Origin of the sequence: Mycobacterium asiaticum (assembly GCF_001673315.1) — a bacterium.
Classification (GTDB): domain Bacteria; phylum Actinomycetota; class Actinomycetes; order Mycobacteriales; family Mycobacteriaceae; genus Mycobacterium; species Mycobacterium asiaticum_B.
Map to the genome: position 1 here is coordinate 21,628 of NZ_LZLQ01000011.1, position 17,574 is coordinate 39,201.

Here is a 17,574-nt window from a genome sequence, read left to right on the forward strand (position 1 = left end):
CCCTAAGTCAGCTCTTGAAGCCGACCGAGAAATCGTGACCCCACAGGCTCACCGCGGTGCTTTCCCGGGCGATCCAGTCGTCGTCAACGACTTGCCTTCCCTCGCAACCAAACTCGACATCAAAACCGCTGGGTGTCTTCATATAGAAGGACAGCATCAGGTCGTTAACGTGCCGGCCCAGGGTGGCCGACATCGGTACTTTCTTGCGCAGCGCGCGATCCAGGCCCAATCCGACGTCGTCGGCGTTCTCCACTTCGACCATCAGGTGCACGATGCCCGAAGGTGTCGGAGCCGGCATGAAAGCCAGGCTGTGGTGGCGCGGATTGCAACCGAAGAAGCGCAGCCATGCCGGGGCCCCGTCGGCGGGCCGGCCCACGATTTGCGGCGGCAGACGCATAGAGTCTCGGAGCTTGAAGCCGAGCACATCCCGGTAGAAGTGCAGCGACTCGGCGTCGTCTTTGGTGGACAGGACCACATGGCCCAGCCCCTGCTCACCGGTGACGAACTTGTGACCGTAGGGGCTGACCACCCGCCGATGTTCCAGCGCTGCACCGTGGAAGACCTCCAGGCAATTGCCCGACGGGTCGGAGAACCGGATCATCTCGTCGACCCGGCGGTCTGCCAATTCCGCGGCGGTCGCCTCTTTGTACGGGGTTCCCTCGACGTCGAGGCGATTCCGAATCTCCTGCAGCCCTGCGGCATTCGCGCATTCCCAACCAGCCTCCGAAAGCCGGTCGTGCTCACCAGGCACAATGACCAAGCGGGCCGGGAAGTCGTCCATCCGCAGGTACAAGGCACCCTCGGTGTTGCCTTTACCCTCAACCATGCCCAGAACTTTCAGGCCGTATTCGCGCCATGCCGGCATGTCGGTGGCCTCGATGCGCAGATAGCCCAGTGACCGGATGCTCACCTCGCACCTCCTAAGAAATCAATCGTGAGTTTGTTGAACTCGTCGAACTTCTCCACCTGAGCCCAATGTCCACACTGCCCGAACACGTGTAATTGAGCTCGCGGGATGGTCTTCAGCGCGACCAGCGCACCATCCAGCGGGTTGACCCGGTCCTCCCGGCCCCAGATCAGCAACACCGGTTGCCGCAGCTTGTACACCTCGCGCCACATCATGCCGAGCTCGAAGTCGGCTCCGGAGAACGACATTCCCATCGCCCGGGTCGCGGTCAACGACTCGGGCGTGCTGGCCAACTCGAAACGCTGGTCGATAAGTTCGGGGGTGATCAACTTCTGATCGTGAACCATCACCCGCAGGAAGGCTTCGAGATTCTCCCGGGTGGGGTCGACGGAGAACTTCCCGAGCCGCTTGACACCCTCGGTCGGGTCAGGCGCGAACAGGTTGACGCTCAAACCGCCCGGACCCATCAGCACCAGCTTGCCGGCCAAGTCTGGGTAGTCCAGCGCGAACCGCACCGCGGTGCCCCCGCCCAGCGAATTGCCCACCAGCGGAACGCGTCCCAGACCGAGCTGGTCGAACAGGCCCTTGAGCGCTCGGGCGGCATAGCGATTGAACTGCCCGTGCTCGGCGCGTTTGTCGGAATGCCCGTAGCCGGGCTGGTCGACAGCCAACACATGGAAGTGCTCGGCCAGAACTGCGATATTGCGGGAGAAGTTCGTCCAACTCGACGCGCCGGGCCCGCCGCCGTGCAGCAACACCACCGTCGGGGCATTGCCGATTCCCGCTTCGTGGTAGTGCAGCTTCAGCGGACCGTCGACGTCGACCTCCGCATAACGCGAGGTGGCCTCGAACGTCAGCTCTTCGGTCGTGGTCATACCATCGTGTCGCCGGGCGGCAACCCGAACTCGTGGTTCCCGAAGATCTGGTAGGCCCGCTCGGGGTCGTTGGCCGCGTGCACCCGGCCGGCGTGGGCATCGCGCCAGAAGCGTTGCACCGGTTGATCGTTGCCCAGCGCCGTGGCACCGGAGGCTTCGAAGAGCCGGTCGATCGACGCGATCGCCCGCCCCGTCGCGCGCACCTGGTCGCGCCGGGCGCGGGCGCGCAACTCGAAGGGGATCTCCTTGCCCGCCGACAGCAACGCGTACTCGTCGGCGACGTTGCCGCTCAACTGCCGCCACGCCGCGTCGATGTCGCTGGCGGCTTCGGCGATGCGCACCTTGGCGAACGGGTCGTCCTTGGCCTTCTCGCCGGCGAACGCGGCACGCACCCGCTTACCCTGGTGCTCCACGTGCGCCTGGTAGGCGCCGTAGGCCATGCCGACGATCGGCGCCGAGATGGTGGTGGGATGCATTGTGCCCCAGGGCATCTTGTACACCGGGGCCGTATTGGTCTCATATCCGCCGGCGGTCCCGTCGTTCATCGCCTTGTAGGAGAGGAACCGATGCCGGGGCACGAAGACGTCCTTGACCACCACGGTGTTACTGCCAGTGCCGCGCAAGCCCACGACATGCCATACGTCGTCGATGCGGTACTCGCTGCGCGGGATGAGAAAGCTGCCGAAATCGACCGGTCGCCCGTCTTTGATCACGGGTCCGCCGAGAAACGCCCAGGAGGCGTGGTCGCACCCCGACGACCAGTTCCACGACCCGTTGACCAGGTAGCCACCATCGACCACGACCCCGGCGCCCATCGGTGCGTAGGAGGACGAAATACGGGTCTTCGGGTCGTCACCCCAGACCTCCTCCTGGGCCTGCTGGTCGAACAACGCCAAGTGCCAGTTGTGCACGCCGATGATGGAACTGACCCATCCGGTGGAACCGCACGCGCTGGCAAGCCGTCGGGTCGCCTCATAGAACAGCGCCGGGTCGCACTGCAGTCCGCCCCACTGCTCGGGCTGCAGCAGGGTGAAGAATCCAACTTCGTCGAGTTCCTGGACGGTCTCGTCGAGCAGCCTGCGGCGGTCCTCTGTCGCTTGGGCGCGCTCCCGAATCCGAGGCAGCAGATCATCGATGGCAGTGAGGACCGACTGCGCATCACGCTGTTGAATGGACGTCACTTACGTTTGCCTCCTGGGAGAGCGGACTGAGCTCGGAGCACCGATTTCGACTTAAAGAAAGACTAGAACACGTTCCGATTTGTGTCGAGCAGGGTATTCCTGCGGCTGGTAGCGATATATATCGGGTTTTCTATAACATGTTCTAGTTCAGTTGGCAGGAAGGGTAGGTCGTGACAGCGGATGTCCCCGGGGACGTGCCCGACGAGCCGCTCGGCGACCATGTGTTGGAACTGCAGATCGCCGAAGTGGTCACCGAAACCGACGATGCGCGGTCATTGGTTTTCACCGTCCCGGACGGAGCCGGAGACCCCGACGTCGGGTCAGGACGGCTTCGCTACGCGCCCGGCCAGTTCCTGACCCTGCGCATTCCCAGCGACCGCACCGGTTCGGTGGCGCGGTGCTACTCGTTGTGCAGTTCACCGTTCACCGACGAAGCGCTGACCGTCACGGTCAAGCGGACGGCCGACGGTTACGGGTCCAACTGGCTGTGCGACAACGCCCGCAAGGGCATGCGCATCCATGTGCTGGCCCCGTCGGGAACCTTCGTGCCGAAGACGCTGGACGACGATTTCCTGCTACTGGCGGCCGGTAGCGGGATCACGCCGATCATGTCGATCTGCAAATCGGCGCTCGTCGAAGGCAGCGGCCAGGTGACGCTCGTCTACGCCAACCGCGACGACCGGTCGGTCATCTTCCGCGACGCGCTGCAGGATCTGGCAACGAAGTATCCGGACCGCTTGACGGTGGTGCACTGGCTCGAATCGCTGCAAGGGTTGCCCAGCGCGGCGGCACTGGCCAAGCTGGCCGCGCCGTTCACCGCGCGGCCCGCCTACATCTGCGGGCCCGGACCGTTCATGGAGGCGGCGCGCCAAGCCCTGGACGCGCTCAACGTGCCCGCCAACAAGGTGCACATCGAGGTGTTCAAGTCGCTGGAGTCGGACCCGTTCGCAGCGGTGAAGGTCGAGCAGACCGGTGACGAGCCACCCGCCACCGCGGTCGTGGAACTCGACGGTGAAACCCACACCGTGTCCTGGCCGCGCAACGCCAAGCTGCTCGACGTGCTGTTGGCGAAGGGCCTCGACGCACCGTTCTCCTGCCGGGAGGGCCACTGCGGCGCCTGCGCGTGCACCCTGCGCAGCGGCAAAGTCTCGATGGAGGTCAACGACGTGCTCGAGCAGGAAGACCTCGACGACGGGCTAATTTTGGCCTGTCAATCTCACCCGGAATCTGATTCGGTAGAAGTGACCTACGACGAGTAGGCGCAGAGCGTCACCGGGAAGGAAAAGCAGATGAAACGGCTGGTACCTGGTCTCGCGATGACCGGATTGCTGCTGGCGGTGCTGCCCAGCCCCACCGCGGCCGCCGGAGACAACACCGCGGTCACGCTGTTTCCGGTGGACGAGGCGACCCAGATCGAGACGCGCTCCTTCGTCAATTGCCCTGGCGGTGGCACGTGCGACTTCGTCGTGGGTGCCAACCTGCGCACGCCCGACGGCCCGGCCGGCTTCCCGCCCGGGTTATGGGCGCGACAGACCACCGAGATCCGGTCCAACAATCGGCTGGCCTATCTGGACGCGCACGCCACCGGCCAGTTCGAGCGGGTGTTCAAAGAGGGCGGAATCGACACGATCACCACCCAGTACTTCGGCGAAGGGCCGCCCGACAAGTACCAGTCCACCGGCGTCATCAACTCGACGAGTTGGCAGACGGGCCAGCCGATGTCCACCAACACGCTGCTCTTCGTCTGCACGCACATCCAGGTCGTCTATCCGGGGGTGAACCTCACCTCGCCCAGCACCTGTGCGCAGACGCCGGTTACGTAACGCGTGGTTGGGTAACGCCCGGTTACGTAACGCGTAGCAGCGTCGCCCAGACTGAAAATTTGCAGCAGAAGTTCGAGTTGAGGCGTGCAGATTTTCAGTCTCGACGGGCTATCCGGCCAGCGCGCGCACTGGCGCGTCTCCCGCGCGCCAGCCTCTCAACAACAAGGCATGCTTGACGCGTTCGACGACTTCGTCGGGAGGGTCCTCGGCGATCACCCGGATGATGATCCAGCCCAAGTCCTCGAGCTTGCGTAGCCGCCGTTGATCCCAGACGTACCGGCCACGATCAGCGCGATGTTGGTCGCCGTCGTATTCGACGGCCACCCCGTACTCCGACCACCCCATGTCCAGCACGGCCAAGGTGTGGTACTTGACGACGATCGGGATCTGAGTCCGTGGCGCGGGAAGGCCCGCGTCGATCAAGAGCAGTCGCAGCGCCGACTCCCTAGGTGAGGCGGCACCCGCATCCACCAGATCCAAGGCCGCTCGCAACGTGCGGATGCCGCGTGCTGCTGGGTATCGCTCGGCCAGATGCAGCACGGCATCGGCGGAGAAACTCGTGGCGCGCATCAGCGCGTCCAAGCGGGCGACCGCCTCGGCGCGGGTAAGGAGGCGGCCAAGGTCGTACGCAGTTCGCACGACGCTGGTGACCGGCAGACCCGCGACGCAACTGATCTCGGCGTCGGTCAACGTCTGCTTCCTCGCGAGGATGCCGCGCGGCGGGTGCGTATTGGAGCAGATCAGTTCGATGGGCGTACCGGCGTCGACCCACTGTGCGCCGTGCAGAGCCGATGCGGCGAGGCCGGCGACCACCCAGCGGCGCTGCGACCACAGCCACGCCGCCTGGGTTCTATCCCGCAACGAAAGCTGTTGCCCGGCAGCGACATAAACGCCGGGGAACACCGGCCGATACCAGCGGCGGAGTTCATGTCGCGTCACGTCGGCACGCCGCAGCGCTTCGTTTCGTCGGAAGACCATGGCCGCCATCCTGGGGCCAGGGTCCGACAGCTCATCGAGACTGAAGATCGGCAGCGAAAGTGCGAGTGGCGGCCTGCAAATTTTCAGTCTCGGCGAAATGGGGTTTCGAACGTATCGCGGCAACCCCAATTGCGGCCCAGAACGTATCGCGGAACCCCAAACGGGGCTCGGAACCTATCGCGGCAACCCGCAACGCGGCCCGGATCGTACCGCGGAGCCCCAAACGAAGCTCGGAACCTATCGCGGCAACCCCAGCAACCGCTCGGCCGCGACCGTGAGCAGAATCTGTTCCGTCCCGCCGGCGATGGTCAGGCAGCGGGTGTTGAGGAAGTCGTACACGGCCCGGTTGTGTACCAGACCGCCGCCATCGGAGACATCCATCATGTATTCGGCGAGCGCCTGCCGATAGCGCACGCCGATGAGCTTGCGGACGCTGGATTGCGCCCCCGGATCGCGGCCGCCCACAGCCAACTGCGCAATGCGCTGGTCAAGCAGCGCGCCGGTTTGGGTCAACAGGATCAAGCCGGCCAGCCGATCCTGCTGAGCTGCGTCCAGATCGATTTCGGAGAGCACCTGCAGCAACTCTTCCATCGGGTTGCCCAGCGCGGTCCCGGTGGCCATCGCGATCCGTTCGTTGGCCAGGGTGGTGCGCGCGAGGCGCCACCCGTCGTTGACGGCACCCACGACCATCTCGTCGGGAACGAACACGTTGTCCAGGAACACTTCGTTGAACAGCGAGTCACCGGTGATCTCGCGCAACGGCCGGATCTCGATGCCCGGCGACTTCATGTCGATCAGGAAGTACGTGATGCCCTTGTGTTTGGGCGCGTCCGGATCGGTCCTGGCCAGACACACCCCCCAGGCCGCCTTGTGCGCCGCGGAAGTCCAGACCTTCTGCCCGGTGAGCAGCCAGCCGCCATCGCCGCGCACCGCTTTGGTGCGCAGCGACGCCAGGTCCGAACCGGCACCCGGCTCGGAAAACAACTGGCACCACAGGAAATCGCCCCGCAGGGTGGCGAGCACGAAACGCTCGACCTGCTCGGGTGTTCCGTGTTCGAGCAGGGTGGGCGCCGCCCACCAACCGATCACCAGGTCCGGCCGCACCACCCCCGCAGCCGCCATCTCCTGGTCGATCAGGAGTTGCTCGGCCGGCAACGCACCACGGCCGTGCGGGGCCGGCCAGTGCGGTGCCAGCAGCCCGGCCTCCGCCAACGCCACCTGCCGCTTCTCCTGCGGCAATTCGGCGATCTGTGCGACCGCGGCAGCGATCTCGGGTCGCGAACTCTCGACCTCCGATAGGTCGATACCCAATTGGCGCCGGACACCTTGCTGGGTCAGCGCGGCAACCCGGCGCAGCCAACACTCCGAACCGCCCAGAAAACGGCCGATGCTGTGGGCACGCCGCAAATAAAGATGCGCGTCGTGTTCCCAGGTACACCCGATCCCACCGAGCACCTGGATGCAGTCCTTGACGTTGGCTTTCGCGGAAGCGATGCCGATGCTGGCGGCCAGCGCCGCAGCGATGGCGAATTGCTGGGGATCGGGATCGGACGCGGCGCGGGCGGCGTCAGCGGCGGCCACCTCGGCCTGCTCGGCGCGGCACAGCATTTCCGCACACAGGTGCTTGATGGCCTGGAAGCTGCCGATCGGCTTGCCGAACTGCTCGCGCACCTTGGCGTAAGCGACGGCGGTTTCCAGCGCATACCGGGTGATACCGGCGGCCTCGGCGGCCAGCAAGGTCGCCGCGAGATCCCGCACCCGCTGGTCCGATTCGGCCAAGACGGTGGCCGACGCCGAGGTCAGCACCACCCGCGCCAACGGCCGGGAAAAGTCGGTGGCCCGCAACGGCTCCAGCGCCACCCCCTCGGCGTCGAGATCTACGAGCAGCCATTTGCCGTCCGCGGGCACCAACAGGACACCGCCGGCGGCGGCGCCGAGCGCCCACGGCAGCGTGCCCGAGACCCGCTGCCCGTCGAACTCCACGTCACCTTCGAGAGCCAGACCAGCAAAGCGTCCGCCGGAGACCAGCGCGTCCAGTAGGTCGGGGTCGGAGACCACGAGGGTCGCCACGGCGGTGGTTGCCACAGGTCCCGGCACCAGCGCCTTGGCCGCCTCCTCGACCATGGCGCACAGGTCCTCGGTACTGCCGCCCGCCCCGCCGCGCTCTTCGGCAACGGCTACGCCGAACAAACCCAAGTCGGCGACGCCGGCAAATACCGGGCGCCAGGCGTCAGCGTCTCCCTGTTCGACGGCGCGCACCGCTACCGTCGCGGACGACCCCGAGGCCGCGCTTCGGGCCCAGTCGCGCACCAGTTCGCGTGCCGCGAATTGTTCATCGGTGACGGTCGCTACCATCAGCAGTCCTCCGCGTCGGCGCGGCCACATGGCCGAGATGGGTCCGGGTATCTTCTCTCCACACTAGAACGTGTTCTAATAGTGGAGGCGATCAACCGTCAAATCGGTGGTCATCCGGGCACTACACGTCGTTGTCCCGGCTGCGGGGAGGTGGGAGATTGACGCAAAGAATGCGTATCGTTTGCGAACATGTCGCCAGCAAACCCGACTCCGCGCGCCGTTTCCGGCAGCCAGCCTCGCGAGGTGGTGAACGTGGCGGTATTGGCTGAGTCCGAACTGGGTTCTGAGGCCCAACGGGAGCGTCGCAAGCGAATCCTGGACGCCACCATGGCCATCGCGTCGAAGGGCGGCTACGAGGCCGTGCAAATGCGCGCCGTGGCCGACCGTGCGGACGTCGCCGTCGGCACTCTGTACCGCTACTTCCCGTCGAAGGTGCACTTACTGGTGTCGGCCCTGGGCCGGGAGTTCAGTCGGATCGACGCCAAAACCGACCGTTCTGCGGTCGCCGGAGGCACGCCGTTTCAGCGGCTGAACTTCATGGTCGGCAAGCTGAACCGGGCGATGCAACGCAATCCACTGCTGACCGAGGCGATGACGCGTGCCTACGTATTCGCCGACGCGTCCGCGGCCACCGAAGTGGACCAGGTGGAGAAGCTGATCGACAGTATGTTCGCGCGGGCGATGAGCGACGGCGAGCCGACGGAGGACCAGTACCACATCGCGCGGGTCATCTCCGACGTGTGGTTGTCCAACCTGCTGGCCTGGCTCACCCGTCGCGCGTCGGCCACCGACGTCAGCAAGCGGCTGGACCTGGCAGTGCGCCTGCTGATCGGTGATCAGTCGGCCGGCTGAGATTCAGCCAGGTGCCCCCGAGGTGCGGCCCCGGATGAGCTCGGTGTCCAGTAGTTCGACCACGGGCAGCCCGGAGCGCGGCGGCTTGAGCACCAATTCACCTGCGCGCCGGCCTTTTTGCAGACTCGGCTGCGCGACGGTGGTCAGTCCGCGGCTGAGCGCGTCCTCCACTCCGTCGAAGCCGGTGACCGTCATCTGGCCTGGAACATAAATCCCATGTGCGCGAAGATAATCCATGGCCGACAGGGCCAGTATGTCTGCGGTGCACATCAGCGCCGTGATCCGCGGATTCGCCTCCAACGCCACCTTGGCAGCATCTCCTCCTGACGTTGGCAGGTGCTCGTCGCTTTCCACCACGGTCAGCGAATCCCGGTCGACGCCGGCCGCCGTCATCGCCTCCCAGACTCCGATGATGCGCTCACGTTGGACGTCGAAAGTAGGTGAGTGCAATCGCTCGGCATCCACCAGACCCAGACGTCGGTCCTGGCCGAGTCGCATTGTCAGCAAACCGATCTCGCGATGCCCGAGCCCCAGCACGTACTCCGCCAGCTCACGCATGGCGGACCGGTCATCGATGCCGACCCGCGAGACCGCGGGCAGGTCGACCGGCTGGTCGACCACCACCACCGGCAGGCGCCGCTGCAACACCGCTTGCAGGTAGGGGTCGTCGTCGCGCACCGAATACACCACGAAGCCGTCCACGCCGGCCCGGAGCACGGCCGCCGTGCCGTCTTCGATGCTTCGGCTGGGGCCGACGGCCACCAGCAGCAGTCCCTGGCCGAGCTCTTCACACGACTGCGCCACTCCTGCAACGAAATCCCGCGCCGCCGGATCGCTGAAGGAATATGTCAGCGCTTCGGTCATCACCAGACCAACTGCACCGGCCTTGCGGGTGCGCAGTGACCGCGCCACCGGGTCGGGTCCCGCGTACCCTAGACGTTTCGCTGTGGCCAGCACCCGCTCCCGCAGTTCGGGCGAGAGCTGATCCGGTCGGTTGAAGGCGTTGGAAATCGTGGTGCGCGACACCTTGAGTTCGGCAGCCAACGACGCCAGAGTCGCCCGCCTGCGCGGTGTGGGACTCATGATCGGGAGGCTACAGCTGATGCGGATGCCCGCCAGCACCCGACTTCCTAATGGAAACGATTTTCATTAGTATTATGGGTTGGCTACCAGCCCTGTGGAAGGAATCAACGTGCGGAAATGCTGGCGGACGGTGCCGCGTGCCGTCGCCCCGGTCATCGCGATGAGCGTGCTTGGCTGCACCGCGATGGCGGGGTGCGCAACCACCGGTCCGGCTCACCCGGGCGCGGTCGCTGTGGTGGCTTCGACGGCGGTCTGGGGCAGCGTGGCGCGCGCAGTGGCGGGCGAACACATCGCGATCAGGTCCATCCTGGGCGGCACGGACGCCGACCCACACTCCTATCAGGCCACTGCCGCAGACGCGGCCGCGCTGGCCGACGCCGACCTCGTGATCTACAACGGCGGCGGCTACGACCCGTGGGTGGACCGCGTGCTAGCCGGACGCCCCGGCATGCAAAAGGTTGACGCGTTCTCCTACCTGGGACCGGTGAACGAAGCACCCGACGAGCACGTCTTCTACAACCTCACGGTTGCCAAGGCGGTGGCCGCCACGATCGCCGAGCGGCTGGCGGTCATCGACCCCGCGCACTCGATGGAATACCGAACCAGCGCAACCGAGTTCGGCCGCGGCGCCGACGCGATCGCAACGTCCGAGCGCGCCATCGCGACCGCGTACCCGGCCACCGGTGTGATCGCGACCGAGCCCGTGGTGCACTACCTGCTGACGGCGTCGGGTCTGATCAACCGCGCGCCGGCCGCCTTCGCGGAGGCCAACGAGAACGACGACGATCCCGCCCCCGCCGACATGGCTGCCGTGCTGGACATGATCAGCCGCCGAGACGTCGCGGCGCTGCTGGTCAACCCGCAGACTGCCACCCCGGCCACCGCCGATCTGCAGGCCGCCGCCCGTCGAGCCGGGGTGCCGGTGACCGAAGTCTCCGAGAACCTCCCGGGTGGATCCGATTACCTGACCTGGCAGCGTGACACCGTCAACCAGTTGACGGCCGCGCTGCGGTCGGCGCGTTAAGCCGCCGTGGGCGCTGCAGCGGTCGCGCTGACCGGCGCCCGCCTGGCCTTTGCCGACCGCGTGCTGTGGGACCACCTCGAATTGTCGGTATCCGCAGGAGAATTCGTCGCCGTACTCGGCCCCAACGGCAGCGGCAAGACGTCGCTACTCAAGGTGCTGCTCGGGCAACTTCGGTTGAGCGCCGGAACGGTCAGGGCGCAAGGACCCATTGGCTATGTGCCTCAACACCATCCGATGGATCGGGACGTGCTGTTGCGCGGACGCGACCTGGTCGGCCTGGGTGTCGACGGGCACCGCTGGGGCGCAGTGGCGTTACGCCGGGGCGAGCGGGCAAACCGGCGGACCGCGGTGCAGCGGGCGCTGGAACAGGTCGACGGCGAACGCCTCGCGGATGTCCGCGTCGGGTTGATGTCCGGCGGGGAACTGCAACGGGTACGGATCGCCCAAGCCCTGGCCAGCGATCCCGCGTTGATGTTGTGCGACGAACCGCTGCTGACACTCGACCCTGCCAACGCCAAGTTGGTCGCGGCGATGATCGATCGACGCCGCCGTGACGCTGGTACCACGATCTTGGTCGTCACCCACGAGGTCAATCCGATCCTGCCGTATGTGGACCGGGTGTTGTACCTGGTGGACGGGCGCTTCCGGATCGGCACCGTCGAAGAGGTGATGACCCCTCAGACCCTGTCGGAGCTGTACCGGTCCGATATCGAAGTAGTCAAGGTCAACGACCGGTACTTCGTCGTCGGTGCTGCGGACGGACTGCATCGATGAACGCACGTGTCACCGACATGCTGGACCATCTGTTCGCCGTCGATCTGACCGCGCATTTGCTCAGACATGACTTCGTGCAACAGGCATTGCTGGCAGCAGCACTCCTGGGTCTGGTGGCAGGGTTGATCGGGCCGCTGATCGTGATGCGCCAGATGTCGTTCGCGGTACACGGATCGAGTGAATTGTCGTTGACCGGAGCGGCATTCGCGTTGCTGGCCGGATTCGACGTCGGCGTTGGGGCACTGGTGGGAAGCGCATTGGCGGCCGCCCTGTTCGGCATCCTGGGCCAGCGTGCGCGGGAGCGCGACTCGGTGATCGGCGTGGTGCTTGCGTTCGGGCTGGGCTTGGCCGTGCTGTTCATTCACCTCTACCCCGGACGTACGGGTACCAGCTTCGCATTGCTGACCGGGCAGATCGTAGGGGTGGGCTACAGCGGCCTGGCCATGCTCGTCGCGGTGTGCGTCCTGGTCATCACCGCACTGGGGATCTGCTACCGACCCCTGCTGTTCGCGACGGTAGATCCGGACGTTGCGGCGGCCCGCGGGGTACCAGTGCGTGCGCTGGGAATCGTGTTCGCCGCCCTCGTCGGCGTGGTAGCCGCCCAGGCCGTCCAAATCGTCGGAGCGTTGTTGGTGATGTCGCTGCTGATCACCCCCGCCGCCGCGGCGGCGCGGGTGATTTCCGCCCCGGGGATGGCGATCGCAACGTCGGTGTTGTTCGCCGAGGTCGCCGCAGTTGGTGGCCTTGTGCTCTCCCTGGCGCCGGGCGTGCCGGTCTCGGTATTCGTAGCCACGATCTCGTTTCTCATCTACCTGTTTTGCTGGTTGCTGGACAAATACCGAAGCACGCGGCACTAAGCTGGAGAAACGGTTGCGAACCGGTTCATGAAGATGGGGAGGGGTACCGCGTGCGCCAGCGATTCGCCGCGCTCGCCGCGTTGGTCGGCGCTTGCATGCTCGCCGCCGGTTGCACCGACGTCGTCGACGGCAGGGCGGTCGCCGGCGCGAAAGCCGGTCTGGCGAATCAAACGCCGATCCCGGTCAGCGCCCTGGACGACCTGCTATTGGATACCAGCCAGATCAACAGCGCAGTGGGCGCCACCTCGATGAAGGTGTGGTTTCCCGCCAAAGGAATGTGGGACTGGAGCAAAAACGTCGCCGACACGAACTGCCTGGCCGTCGATGGCGCGGCGCAGGACAAGGTCTATGCGGGCACGGGGTGGACCGCGATGCGGGGACAGCGCCTCGACGACAGCATCGACGACTCGAAGAAGCGCAAGCATTACGCCATTCAGGCCGTGGTGGCCTTTCCCAACGCCCAGAACGCAAGGGACTTCTACCGGTCTTCGGTACAGAGTTGGAAATCGTGCTCCAACCGCCGATTCAACGATGTCACTCCGAGCCAACCGGACACGATCTGGTCGGTGGGCGATGTCACCGACGACAATGGCATCCTGACCAGCACACAGACCCAGGAAGCCGGTAACGGCTGGGCCTGCCAGCGCGCGCTGACGGTGCGCAACAACATCGCTATCGACGTCGTCACGTGCGCCTACGACCAAATCGGCTCGTCGGCAGTGGAGATCGCCAACCAGATCGCGGGCAAAGTCGCGAAACTGTAGGTAGCTTGCGGTCAAACTATTGGCCCGACTCCTCCCGCGCCGCAACCGGCGCGCATCGTCGCCGGGCCCAAGCCGAATCGCCCGACTCCTCCCGCGCCGCAACCGGCGCGCATCGTCGCCGGGCCTAAGCTAAACCACGTGGCCCGCATCGATCTCAATGCCGATCTCGGCGAAGGGTTCGGCGTCTGGCGACTCGGCGACGACGACGCGATGTTAGGGATCGTCACCAGCGCCAATGTGGCGTGCGGCTTCCACGCCGGAGACCCTGCGGGACTGCTGCGGGTGTGCCGGTCGGCGGCCGAGCGCGGCGTCCGGATCGGCGCCCAGGTCAGTTACCGAGATTTGGCCGGCTTCGGCCGGCGCTTCATCGACGTGACGGCCGAAGATCTGCGCGCCGACGTCATTTACCAGATCGGCGCATTGCAGGCTCTGGCGCAGGTGGCCGGATCGGTGGTGTCCTACGTCAAACCTCATGGCGCCCTGTACAACACGATCGTCACCAACCGTGAACAGGCGGCCGCGGTCGCCGAAGCGGTCGACAGCGTGGACCCAGCACTGCCGGTGCTTGGCATGACCGGTTCGGCCTTCTTCGACGAAGCCGCTCGGCTGGGCCTGCGCACGGTCGCGGAAGCGTTCGCCGATCGCGCGTACCAGAGCGACGGGAGATTGGTGTCCCGTCGCGAACCGGGTGCGGTGCTGCATGATCCGGCGATGATCGCGCGGCGCGTGGTGCGCATGGTGACCGACGGTCGGGTCGAGGCGGTCGACGGCACATGTATCTCCGTCACCGTCAAATCCGTTTGCGTGCACGGTGATTCGCCGGGCGCTGTGGACATAGCCCGTGCGGTGGCGGCTGAACTGCAGGATGCCGACGTCGAGATCGAAGCGTTCTGCTGATGCGGCTGAAACTCGGCCGTCCGAACCTCACGCGGTATGCGGATCGCTTCAATGTTCCACCAGCCCAGGCAGATTCGCCACTTTCGGTGACTTGGATGGGCGTGGCGACACTGCTGCTCGACGACGGATCGTCTGCGCTGATGACAGACGGCTATTTCTCCCGTCCGGGGCTCGCGGCCGTCGCGGTGGGAAAGGTGGCGCCGTCAGCGCCGCGCGTCGACGGCTGTCTGGCCCGGGCCAAGGTATCGCGACTCGCCGCAGTGATTCCCGTGCACACTCACATCGATCACGTGCTGGATTCCGCGCTCGTGGCCGAACGCACTGGTGCCTTACTAGTCGGGGGCGAGTCAGCGGCCAACGTGGGACGCGGACACGGGTTGCCCGACGATCGACTCGTTGTGGCCGAGTCCGGTGTCCCAATCACCCTGGGCGCCTTCGAGGTAACTCTTGTCGAGTCACACCATTGCCCGCCGGACCGGTTTCCGGGAGTGATCAGCGCTCCGGTACGTCCGCCGGTGAAAGCCTCTGCTCACCGCTGTGGTGAGTCGTGGTCGACGCTGATCCACCATCGCCCGTCGGATCGGCGGCTGCTGATCCAGGGCAGCGCCGGTTACGTCGCGGGAGCGCTGCAGGGTATGTGCGCCGACGCGGTCTATCTCAGCGTCGGCCAGTTGGGTCTGCGGCCGCGGTCCTATGTCGTCGAATACTGGAACGAGACCGTGCGAGCGGTGGGTGCGCGCCGGGTGGTCCTGATCCATTGGGACGACTTCTTCCGACCGTTGTCAAAACCGTTGCGCGCCCTGCCCTATGCCGGGGACGATCTGGACGCCTCCATCCGGATCCTCGATGAGTTGGCTGCCGAGGACGGGATACCGGTGCAGCTGCCGACCGTCTGGCGCCGCGAGGACCCCTGGGCGCAATAACTTGATCCTGACGCTCTCGCTGGTGCTGCTGGTTGTCGTGCTGGGCTTCGCCGTTGCGCGCCCACGAGGTTGGCCGGAGGCGGTAGCGGCCGTCCCAGCGGCCGCCATCCTGATCGCCATCGGGGCAATCTCGACACATCAGGCCGCGGCCCAGATCGTCGGGCTCGCACGGGTGGTCGGCTTCCTGGGTGCCGTGCTGGTGCTGGCGAAACTGTGCGACGACGAAGGTTTATTCGAGGCCGCCGGGGCGGCGATGGCGCGGGGCAGTTCCGGGTCCCACGGCCTGCTGAAGAAGGTGTTCGTCATCTCCGCGGTGATCACCGCGGCACTGAGCCTGGACGCCACCGTCGTCCTGCTGACCCCGGTGGTTTTGGTCACCGTGCGTCAGTTGAGAACACCCGCCCCGCCCTACGCCTATGCCACCGCTCATTTGGCGAATTCGGCCTCGCTGTTACTTCCGGTGTCGAACCTGACGAATCTGTTGGCGTTCCGCGGTGCCCATATCTCCTTCGTCAAGTTCACGATGCTGATGGCGTTGCCCTGGTTGTCCGCGGTGGTCGCGGTGTACGCGGTGTTCCGCTGCTTCTTCGCGCCGGACCTGCGCACGCAACCCGACCGTCGGGATCTCGGTCCGCCGCCCCGGCCCCCGGTGTTCGTACTGGTGGTGGTCGGGTTGACCCTCGTCGGGTTCGCCGTCGCCGAGTGGCTGGACATCGCCCCGGCATGGGCTGCGCTGGCCGGCGCTTCGGTGTTGGCGTTACGCAGCCTGCGCCGTCGACACACCACGTTGACCGACATCGCGCGTTCGGCAAATGTGCCGTTCCTGGTATTCGTCCCAGCGCTGGGGATCGTCGTCCAAGCCGGGATGCTGAACGGGATGACCGCCAAGATGTCGGCGGTGCTGCCCACGGGAACCGGATTGCTGGCCCTGATGGGCATTGCCGCGCTGGCGGCGGTGCTGGCCAACGTCGTCAATAACCTGCCCGCGACGCTGGTACTGGTGCCGCTGGTAGCGGCCAGCGGGCCTGCGTCTGTGTTGGCCGTCCTCATCGGTGTCAACATCGGCCCCAACCTCACTTACGTCGGTTCGCTGTCGAACCTGCTGTGGCGGCGGGTACTGCGGCAGCACAATGTGGCGCCCAGCGTCGGTGAGTACACCCGACTGGGCTTGTGCACCGTGCCGACCGCTCTGGTTGTGGCGGTGCTGGCGCTGTGGGTAAGCGTGCAGTTGTTCGGCGTGCGGGGATAAGGCGCAAGCTGACTTGAAGGAGTAGATGTTCGCTGGCCGCCGCGGCGCCGAATGACTGGTGACTATCGTCAAAAGTTCGGCGTAGTCACTTCTGCAAGAATGTTGCCAGTCGACTGAAAACCCTCAAACGAGTGCATTGCGCGTAGCCCCGATCGGTGCATCTGCCTGCCGGCTGAGCCCCCCACACCCCAGTCGCCGGCAAGGACTGACCGTGTCTGGAGTCAGTTGCGTTTGACCCGACGTTGCTTGTCTCATCTATGGAATCTAATTCGCACAATTTCGCCTCGGACCTGGATGACTCGGCGGTATCTAAATCGCAGCCTAAAGACACCGCAGCCGCAGCGGGAGGTACATATCAACACAATTATCCGCTTTTCAGAAAGGGCGTGAATTTAGCCCTACGGAATCACAGATGTCGGAAAACATTTATTCACCTAATGGACAAATAACTGCGCTTCTTAGATCAAGCCGCCGAACCGGCGCACGGGTGGGCCGGCGCCCACCGCTGCGACTCAGACGCGGCGGTGCCTATTGCCACGTGTTGCACCTGTCACGTAGCGGTCAAGTCCAAACTTTCCGAATTCCGTTGATTTGCAGGATTCCCCGACGACATGAATGGCCTGCTTGGCGCGAACTGAAGCGATGACAGGTGCGTCACATGCGCGCTCTCTTGATGCTGCGCACCGTTGTGGATGCCAAGGTAACCCCTCAGCTTGATGTGGCAGCCCGAGGTCGCGGCGCCACGGTGGATGGTTGTGCATTTTGCACAGTGGTGTGGGTGGAAATGACAATGTTCGGCATTTTGCATGAATTCGAGTGCGGGGTGCTGATATGACCTCTACGCGGACGTAAATTTCGCGTAGGCAACGGGTGCGGAGTCAGATCCGGCGTTTCGGGGCCACGTCTGGGCCCTGGGTCGTTGCTGATTGTGGGTGGGCGTGACCGATGAGGGCTGTTTGGGGCGATTCCCGCGGACTTCGGAGGTCGGTTGTGTCATTTGTCAGTGTGGTGCCGGAATGGGTTTCGGTGGCG

17 protein-coding genes are annotated in these 17,574 nt (G+C 65.4%); 11 read left to right on the forward strand and 6 right to left on the reverse strand.

Annotated features, from left to right (window positions below; all coding sequences use genetic code 11):
* Window positions 1–7: 7 nt before the first annotated feature.
* The 3 genes from hsaC to hsaA are packed head-to-tail and all read right to left on the reverse strand — an operon-like array spanning window position 8 to window position 2,963.
* Entirely contained in the window at window positions 8–910 is a 903-nt protein-coding gene (hsaC, locus tag A5636_RS00920; RefSeq protein ID WP_065156828.1) for an iron-dependent extradiol dioxygenase HsaC, read from the reverse strand.
* Window positions 907–1,782: a 4,5:9,10-diseco-3-hydroxy-5,9,17-trioxoandrosta-1(10),2-diene-4-oate hydrolase gene (gene hsaD / locus A5636_RS00925; RefSeq protein WP_065156829.1), complete on the reverse strand. Its 876-nt coding sequence runs from the start codon at window positions 1,780–1,782 to the stop codon at window positions 907–909. The genes hsaC and hsaD overlap by 4 nt, the downstream gene beginning before the upstream one ends.
* Window positions 1,779–2,963, reverse strand: a complete 1,185-nt coding sequence (gene hsaA, locus A5636_RS00930) for a 3-hydroxy-9,10-secoandrosta-1,3,5(10)-triene-9,17-dione monooxygenase oxygenase subunit (protein ID WP_065156830.1) — start codon at window positions 2,961–2,963, stop codon at window positions 1,779–1,781. Before hsaA ends, hsaD begins: the two co-directional genes overlap by 4 nt.
* A 194-nt stretch (window positions 2,964–3,157) precedes the next feature.
* Between hsaA and A5636_RS00935 the strand changes: the two genes are divergently transcribed.
* Together A5636_RS00935 and A5636_RS00940 are read left to right on the forward strand one after the other, a co-directional pair.
* Window positions 3,158–4,222 (forward strand): 2Fe-2S iron-sulfur cluster-binding protein, encoded by a 1,065-nt coding sequence (locus tag A5636_RS00935; protein ID WP_437339781.1) that lies wholly within the window; start codon window positions 3,158–3,160, stop codon window positions 4,220–4,222.
* A gap of 30 nt (window positions 4,223–4,252) precedes the next feature.
* Window positions 4,253–4,786, forward strand: coding sequence for a hypothetical protein (locus A5636_RS00940; protein WP_065156832.1), 534 nt, complete (start codon window positions 4,253–4,255; stop codon window positions 4,784–4,786).
* A gap of 108 nt (window positions 4,787–4,894) precedes the next feature.
* Here the strand turns inward: A5636_RS00940 and A5636_RS00945 are convergent, their stop codons facing one another.
* Window positions 4,895–5,764, reverse strand: a complete 870-nt coding sequence (locus A5636_RS00945; RefSeq protein ID WP_437339780.1) for an endonuclease domain-containing protein — start codon at window positions 5,762–5,764, stop codon at window positions 4,895–4,897.
* Window positions 5,765–6,001: 237 nt separating this feature from the next.
* Window positions 6,002–8,119: an acyl-CoA dehydrogenase gene (locus A5636_RS00950; RefSeq protein WP_065156834.1), complete on the reverse strand. Its 2,118-nt coding sequence runs from the start codon at window positions 8,117–8,119 to the stop codon at window positions 6,002–6,004.
* Between the two features lie 252 nt (window positions 8,120–8,371).
* Between A5636_RS00950 and kstR the strand changes: the two genes are divergently transcribed.
* Window positions 8,372–8,971 (forward strand): cholesterol catabolism transcriptional regulator KstR, encoded by a 600-nt coding sequence (gene kstR, locus A5636_RS00955; protein ID WP_172827127.1) that lies wholly within the window; start codon window positions 8,372–8,374, stop codon window positions 8,969–8,971.
* A 3-nt stretch (window positions 8,972–8,974) separates the two neighbouring features.
* Here the strand turns inward: kstR and A5636_RS00960 are convergent, their stop codons facing one another.
* Window positions 8,975–10,054, reverse strand: coding sequence for a LacI family DNA-binding transcriptional regulator (locus A5636_RS00960; protein ID WP_065156843.1), 1,080 nt, complete (start codon window positions 10,052–10,054; stop codon window positions 8,975–8,977).
* 160 nt (window positions 10,055–10,214) lie between these two features.
* Between A5636_RS00960 and A5636_RS00965 the strand changes: the two genes are divergently transcribed.
* The 8 genes from A5636_RS00965 to A5636_RS25915 all read left to right on the forward strand — a co-directional run bounded on the left by A5636_RS00965 (window position 10,215) and on the right by A5636_RS25915 (window position 17,377).
* Window positions 10,215–11,078, forward strand: coding sequence for a metal ABC transporter solute-binding protein, Zn/Mn family (locus A5636_RS00965; RefSeq protein ID WP_065156844.1), 864 nt, complete (start codon window positions 10,215–10,217; stop codon window positions 11,076–11,078).
* 6 nt (window positions 11,079–11,084) lie between these two features.
* Window positions 11,085–11,852: a metal ABC transporter ATP-binding protein gene (locus tag A5636_RS00970; protein ID WP_065156836.1), complete on the forward strand. Its 768-nt coding sequence runs from the start codon at window positions 11,085–11,087 to the stop codon at window positions 11,850–11,852.
* On the forward strand, window positions 11,849–12,709 hold the full coding sequence (locus A5636_RS00975) for a metal ABC transporter permease (protein WP_065156837.1): 861 nt from the start codon (window positions 11,849–11,851) through the stop codon (window positions 12,707–12,709). Before A5636_RS00970 ends, A5636_RS00975 begins: the two co-directional genes overlap by 4 nt.
* A gap of 95 nt (window positions 12,710–12,804) precedes the next feature.
* A complete protein-coding gene (locus tag A5636_RS00980) occupies window positions 12,805–13,473 on the forward strand; it encodes a sensor domain-containing protein (protein WP_437339782.1) in 669 nt (222 codons plus the stop codon).
* A 138-nt stretch (window positions 13,474–13,611) separates the two neighbouring features.
* Window positions 13,612–14,370, forward strand: a complete 759-nt coding sequence (locus A5636_RS00985; protein WP_065156839.1) for a LamB/YcsF family protein — start codon at window positions 13,612–13,614, stop codon at window positions 14,368–14,370.
* Window positions 14,370–15,293, forward strand: a complete 924-nt coding sequence (locus tag A5636_RS00990; protein WP_065156840.1) for an MBL fold metallo-hydrolase — start codon at window positions 14,370–14,372, stop codon at window positions 15,291–15,293. The genes A5636_RS00985 and A5636_RS00990 overlap by 1 nt, the downstream gene beginning before the upstream one ends.
* 1 nt (window position 15,294) lies before the next feature.
* A complete protein-coding gene (locus tag A5636_RS00995) occupies window positions 15,295–16,542 on the forward strand; it encodes an SLC13 family permease (protein ID WP_065156841.1) in 1,248 nt (415 codons plus the stop codon).
* Window positions 16,543–17,200: 658 nt separating this feature from the next.
* Window positions 17,201–17,377, forward strand: a complete 177-nt coding sequence (locus A5636_RS25915) for a hypothetical protein (RefSeq protein ID WP_155763486.1) — start codon at window positions 17,201–17,203, stop codon at window positions 17,375–17,377.
* Window positions 17,378–17,574: the final 197 nt, after the last annotated feature.

Bases quoted from the DNA above. Each gene is read 5' to 3' on its own strand.
- A5636_RS00990 (WP_065156840.1), top strand. From the start codon at position 14,370: ATGCGGCTGAAACTCGGCCGTCCGAACCTCACGCGGTATGCGGATCGC.
- A5636_RS00945 (WP_437339780.1), bottom strand. From the start codon at position 5,764: ATGGTCTTCCGACGAAACGAAGCGCTGCGGCGTGCCGACGTGACGCGA.
- A5636_RS00980 (WP_437339782.1), top strand. From the start codon at position 12,805: ATGCTCGCCGCCGGTTGCACCGACGTCGTCGACGGCAGGGCGGTCGCC.
- A5636_RS25915 (WP_155763486.1), top strand. From the start codon at position 17,201: ATGCGCGCTCTCTTGATGCTGCGCACCGTTGTGGATGCCAAGGTAACC.
- A5636_RS00975 (WP_065156837.1), top strand. From the start codon at position 11,849: ATGAACGCACGTGTCACCGACATGCTGGACCATCTGTTCGCCGTCGAT.
- A5636_RS00950 (WP_065156834.1), bottom strand. From the start codon at position 8,119: ATGGTAGCGACCGTCACCGATGAACAATTCGCGGCACGCGAACTGGTG.
- A5636_RS00965 (WP_065156844.1), top strand. From the start codon at position 10,215: ATGAGCGTGCTTGGCTGCACCGCGATGGCGGGGTGCGCAACCACCGGT.
- hsaD (WP_065156829.1), bottom strand. From the start codon at position 1,782: ATGACCACGACCGAAGAGCTGACGTTCGAGGCCACCTCGCGTTATGCG.
- A5636_RS00960 (WP_065156843.1), bottom strand. From the start codon at position 10,054: ATGAGTCCCACACCGCGCAGGCGGGCGACTCTGGCGTCGTTGGCTGCC.
- A5636_RS00940 (WP_065156832.1), top strand. From the start codon at position 4,253: ATGAAACGGCTGGTACCTGGTCTCGCGATGACCGGATTGCTGCTGGCG.